Source organism: Endozoicomonas sp. YOMI1, assembly GCF_024606345.1.
Lineage (GTDB): Bacteria > Pseudomonadota > Gammaproteobacteria > Pseudomonadales > Endozoicomonadaceae > Endozoicomonas.
The window spans coordinates 1-5,334 of sequence record NZ_JAHHPM010000239.1 but is presented as its reverse complement, the minus strand read 5'-3'; the positions used below and the strand labels follow the sequence as shown (position 1 = coordinate 5,334).

The 5,334-nt window shown below is 44.0% G+C and carries 5 protein-coding genes and 1 pseudogene; 2 read left to right on the top strand and 4 right to left on the bottom strand.

The window, feature by feature from the left end:
* Positions 1-55: 55 nt before the first annotated feature.
* Positions 56-784: pseudogene (gene cysD, locus KDK15_RS08340) on the bottom strand (sulfate adenylyltransferase subunit CysD); the annotation flags it as partial.
* Between the two features lie 375 nt (positions 785-1,159).
* The gene (locus KDK15_RS08335; RefSeq protein ID WP_257294897.1) at positions 1,160-1,597 is read right to left on the bottom strand and encodes a Panacea domain-containing protein; all 438 of its coding nucleotides are present in this window, start codon (positions 1,595-1,597) and stop codon (positions 1,160-1,162) included.
* Between the two features lie 250 nt (positions 1,598-1,847).
* Between KDK15_RS08335 and KDK15_RS08330 the strand changes: the two genes are divergently transcribed.
* Both KDK15_RS08330 and KDK15_RS08325 read left to right on the top strand, forming a co-directional pair.
* A complete protein-coding gene (locus KDK15_RS08330; RefSeq protein WP_257294896.1) occupies positions 1,848-2,096 on the top strand; it encodes an AbrB/MazE/SpoVT family DNA-binding domain-containing protein in 249 nt (82 codons plus the stop codon).
* Entirely contained in the window at positions 2,093-2,575 is a 483-nt protein-coding gene (locus KDK15_RS08325) for a type II toxin-antitoxin system VapC family toxin (RefSeq protein ID WP_257294894.1), read from the top strand. The genes KDK15_RS08330 and KDK15_RS08325 overlap by 4 nt, the downstream gene beginning before the upstream one ends.
* Positions 2,576-2,967: 392 nt before the next feature.
* Here the strand turns inward: KDK15_RS08325 and KDK15_RS08320 are convergent, their stop codons facing one another.
* A complete protein-coding gene (locus tag KDK15_RS08320) occupies positions 2,968-3,198 on the bottom strand; it encodes an ankyrin repeat domain-containing protein (protein ID WP_257294893.1) in 231 nt (76 codons plus the stop codon).
* 117 nt (positions 3,199-3,315) lie between these two features.
* On the bottom strand, positions 3,316-4,950 hold the full coding sequence (locus KDK15_RS08315) for an ankyrin repeat domain-containing protein (RefSeq protein WP_257294892.1): 1,635 nt from the start codon (positions 4,948-4,950) through the stop codon (positions 3,316-3,318).
* Between the last annotated feature and the right edge of the window lie 384 nt (positions 4,951-5,334).

The following is a 5,334-nucleotide window of genomic DNA, read 5'->3' as shown; positions in this document are numbered from 1 at the left end:
TCAGTCCTTTGACATCAGATTTCAGGAAAATATCAATCGGGGTGGTGAAAGGCAGTTAGAAATAACCCTCGATCTTCTTCTCCATCGACCCCGCCGAGTCATGGTCAATAACCCGCCCCTGCCGTTCAGAAGTCTTGGTCAACAGCATCTCCTGAATAATCTCTGGCAGCGTCGTGGCTTTTGATTCCACCGCGCCGGTCAGCGGGTAACAGCCCAAGGTTCGGAAGCGCACCCACCTCATCTGCGGGGTTTCACCTTCATGCAATGGCATACGTTCGTCGTCTACCATGATCAGCGTACCATCACGATTAACCACCGGTCGTTCTGCTGCGTAATAGAGCGGTACAATCTCAATATTTTCCAGGAAGATATATTGCCAGATATCCAGCTCGGTCCAGTTTGAGAGCGGGAAAACTCGAATACTTTCGCCTTTTTCCACTTTGCCGTTATAGGTATCCCACAACTCTGGCCGTTGGTTTTTCGGGTCCCAGCGATGATTTTTATCCCGGAAGGAGTACACCCGCTCTTTGGCACGAGACTTCTCTTCATCTCGGCGGGCACCACCAAACGCTGCATCGAATTTATATTTATTCAATGCCTGCTTCAGGGCTTCGGTTTTCATCACATCGGTATATTTTGCACTGCCATGATCAAACGGATTAATGTTGGCGGCCTTACCTTCCGGGTTGGTATGAACAATCAACTCCATCCCGTACTTTTTCGCCATCTGGTTACGGAACTCAATCATCGCCCGAAACTTCCAGGTGGTGTCCACATGCATTACCGCAGAAACGAAAAGCGATGAATTCCACATCGTCGGTGGCTACCGTTGGAACCGGTGACTTCAGCGTTTGGCGTTTGATTTTTTCAAAACCCAATTGGTGTCGTCCTTGATTTTTTATCTGCGACAAAGTTAGCTGGCTGCGTTTGTGAATGGCATCCGCGAAACTGGCTTTTTCTTCCTGGGTACACAGGCTCAGGCAGAAATCGGACTGCAGCTACTCCAGAGAAAACCTTGGGCAGAACTGATCGTAATTAACACCCCGTTCAGCCGGTGATTTGATAGAAGTGCCTGCCTGTGGGGCTGGTTTTTTAATTCTCTTTGCAGCCATACACAAACTCTGTATGCAAAGTAAATACAATATTTAGCCGAGAGGGCCTACTGAAGCTGAGTTTTGAAATATTCCGCCATGCTTTGCGGGCTGATATAAGTACCGGTTTTAGCCGCATCTTTCCAGGGCGGCTCATCATGAGTCATATTCCGTAGCTTCCATGCGGAGAACTGCCCATAAACATCGTACACTTCATCAAGCAAGCCCTGTTCATCAGCACTCAGGCTCACAGGATTAAACTCATCAGGCGTCTCAATCGCCCCACTGCCGAAGTTTTTGAAACGATGATACAGTTCCTGTACTACCGGCCCATGTTGCCAGGCTTCAATCGTATTGGTAAACAAAGCACGGTCAAAAATAGCCAGTGAAAACCCCTGAGCATAATAAACCAGTTTCTGCAGTTTGAGGTTGGAAATCAGATCACCCGGATCATCACTATTCGCTTTATTCAAAAAATAAGCGGCGACCTGGAATACATCAGCCATAACCATCCCCGTGTATGAAAGCTCAATCATTATAGCCAACGGCTGACAAAGCTGTAAGTTTTAAGCTGTAAGCCATAAGCAAAAAGGCTTTTAACTTACAGCTTACAGCTCATAACTTTTAACTCACCCCGTCCGCCAGATGACGAGTGTGTTAAGTTTCTTCCCTAAAGCATTTTCTCGGAGCGTTACTCTTTACTTATTAAAATCTAATACTATTATCTATTAATAATTAGTAGAACGGAGTCACATCATGCAAATCGCCATAGTCAACCAGAATGGTCAAATCACCATTCCAGCTCAGATGCGGGCGCAGCTTGAATTAAAAAAAGGGTCAGAGGTAATGATATCCATGACGCCTTCTGGAGAAATCATCCTGCAGGTACCTGACAAAAAAGCCAGGCCAAGTATTGATGAGATATTTGATCGCTTCCAGCCTTCTCTAGAGCCTGAAGAATTTGAAGCATTACTGGAAGATAACCGTTCGGAAATCAACCAGTGAAACGAATATTCCTTGATACCTGCATCCTGATTGACGCGTCCAACAGAAACAGCGAATTTTGCAGCTGGTCAAGATCATTACTGAGTGAGATTCGTGACAATGGGTCCATGCCGGGCTTCATTTCACCCATTGTTTTTTCAGAATTCAGCGCAGCCTTTCAAACCACTGCCGAGGTAGTGGCACAAATTGAGGCTCTTGAACTCACCATTCAACACCCCTGCGTAGAAAGTCTCCACCTTGCTGCCCGGAAGCACATTATTTACCGTCGCAATGGTGGTCGAAAAACAGGAACACTGTCGGATTTTTTCATAGGCTCACAGGCCGTTGTTGAAAAAGGTGTTCTGGCCACCAGAGACGTTACCCGGTTTAAAACTTACTTCTCAACTCTGCAGCTGATTACACCAGACAATCAAGGTTTGAGTTTAGAGTTCCCAAACCCAACCTTCCTGGCTCACCGCCAAACACAGGGAAAATCATGAAACCCCGCACCCTTATTTCTTACCTTTGTGCTCTTTGTGCCCTCTGTGGTTCAAAAAAAAGAAATCAAGTTTGCCTGAAGTGGTCATAGTTTCCGGATACACAGGAATCGGGTAGTATCAAAGCCCCCTTAAGGTGCGTCCAGATTGGCTGGTTATGCAAAATGAAAGACCTGACCCTGGTTCCGCTTGACCCCGGTTCCGCTTCAGTTGGTGATAGCGCTCCGGCAAGAGATAGGTTGTATATAAAGCGAGCTCCCTGAGGATTAATCGATGATCTGAAGTGAGCATGGCAACCATCTCGAATTTGCTCGTTGGGGATGGTTGCTATTAGCAGATTATGCGCCGGAACTATTGTACTTATAAAACTCTAAAGTCGAGATCAGCTTTGTACTTTAATAAAAGCTTGACAACCTCTGCTGAAGAATTTTTCGAAAAAGTGCTATACCTAATGGCGATTGTTGAAGCGGATTAGCTGGATCAATGTTATTTGGATTACCGCCTTTTGAAAGTAGTTGCTCTAAAATAATGGGTTTATCATGACTTGCTGCAAACATTACAGGAGTAGAAAAAAGCTGGCTTGACGGTATTGATTCTTTATTGATTGTTAGATAATTTTTGGTCAAGTTTTTAGTCAGTCTACTCGATAAAATGCCAGTCAGGGTTTGAATACAAGAAGCAGCTCTAAAGATAAGCTCAAACCCTGTTGTAACACTCCTTCGTAATGATCACCTGGTTATAAATCATTGACGGAAAAAGTAGTTAATAACTCCCCAGGCAAGTAATGAAAGCAAAGGCAAAAATTGAATTCGATACTCTATTTTTTTCAAGGCGGGGTTGTTCACTTCAATTTTCTCATTTGCTCTAAGAAATTTCTTTATCGCTTCATCATTAAAATCCATGTTGTAGCCATTAAATTTCTCCAGCACTTCTCCTACCATTTGCTGAACCCTAGCTGAATCAGCCCTTTTTATATCATCGTGCAAACGAAATCTTGTTTCTTTGGCACAATTGACTGCTCTTTGATACTTGTCATCTTGTGATTCGTAAGATTCGTTATTATCAAACACATCTAATAATGAAGTTAATAAACTTAAATTGCGTATGAGATACTCTGTCTGAGGTGATTTAGCCAAGGCTGCATCACAAGAGCCCCTGGATAAAGCTACAGCTTTCAAGTAACTTTGACCAGTACAAAACCATTTCAGAATTGAGCTTTCAACTGATTGACCTTCAGGTGTTCGAAAATGATCACATAAAATTTGAGCATTGCGATGTAATTGAGATTCAGGATCAGATTCTACTGTAGAGGAAAAACATGCCAGTTCAAGCAGTGTAGGATGGAGATGAGTTTTTTCTTGATTTAAATTCCTGATAGCCTCATCATGAGGAGCTATCCGTTCGTGCATATTAGCCCCGCAGTTTAATAAAAGCTCGATCATCTCTGCTGCTGCAGGAGTCTTGGAAGATTTTGCCAGAAATAATGGTGATTGTTGAATTGGATTAGCCGGATCAATATTATTTGGATTTCCACCATTTGCGAGCAGTTGCTCCAGAATAATGTGGTTACCAGAGTTTATTGCGTACAGGACAGGAGTATACCAAACCTGCCCTGGTGGTATTGTTTCATTCTCTCCAAAGTTGCCAATGGGTCTGAATCCAATATTAACATCCCCAGCGCAACGTAATTTGTAGTTGGGGTCAGCCTTGTACTCCAAAAGGATTTTCGTGGTCTTGGTGTAACCCTTTTTTATGGCCATGAGCAATCCGGTAATGCCAACTTTACTGGGGTTGTCAGGATCAAAGTGTTTGGATTTGGCCATCACCTGAATGACCTTCACTTGGTTTTCCTGCGCAGCAATAGTTAGCGCACTACTTTGATGGGAAGAAAGTGGATTGTTTTCACAGGGATTTGCCTGATAGTCGATTAGTGTCTCAACAACTGATGTATGACCATGCCGGGCAGCATATATCATCGGAGTGTCTTTTTCTCCGCTGAAAGACAGTGGGCAACTAAACCATTTTTCCCGTGTTCTTTCATCAGTACCCGATAATAAACGAGCAAGCTCCACGCCATCATCCGAGTTGCACAGAGTTTGAAAGCGAGAGGTTAAAGCCTCTGGTGTCATCTGAGCTATTGTGCCGGGTTGTGGGAGAACATTGGGCATTTCAAGCCGTGCTTTTTTAGCAGTGGGCTCAGATCTGATTTCAGCGCTGGTTATGGTGAAATCAGTTAAAGAGACGGTATCAGGTGCCGGGTGACTGCCATGTCTGCGAGGAATCTGGGGATCTCCCACTTTAACCGTGTTATCCGACTGGTTTTGCGGGATACCGGGTATGAACTGTGCGGAAGAAGTTAATGAATTATCGCAGATCATTGTTGTTGGACCTCAGTAATTTTTTCGATATATTTTTGGTCACTCTACTGGATGAAAGTGACATTCACATCATGTCGAACAAAGTGCAGAGTTGACCGAATAGAGCCCGAACCTGGGATTTTCACGGCAATTTATATTAAAACTTGTTTAGTCAGACTGGACTATCGGTTAAAAGTTCCCCTATTGAGAGATAACTGGCAAAATCAGCCAGCATTAAACAATTGAATTGAGACCCTGCAGTCAGATCCCGATTTACGGTTCAGCCGTTATTTTCCTTTTGCTTCAGAGCTTTGATTACGGCAACAGGCATGCCACTATTGGACTATTAAATTGTCAGGTACTGGTCAGGGAGGACTGGCCAGCCATACTGATAACCATCAGGGT

What these genes read in the sequence shown, in the direction of transcription:
- KDK15_RS08315 (WP_257294892.1), bottom strand. Translation starts at nt 4,950, where the DNA reads ATGATCTGCGATAATTCATTAACTTCTTCCGCACAGTTCATACCCGGT.
- KDK15_RS08330 (WP_257294896.1), top strand. Translation starts at nt 1,848, where the DNA reads ATGCAAATCGCCATAGTCAACCAGAATGGTCAAATCACCATTCCAGCT.
- KDK15_RS08335 (WP_257294897.1), bottom strand. Translation starts at nt 1,597, where the DNA reads ATGGCTGATGTATTCCAGGTCGCCGCTTATTTTTTGAATAAAGCGAAT.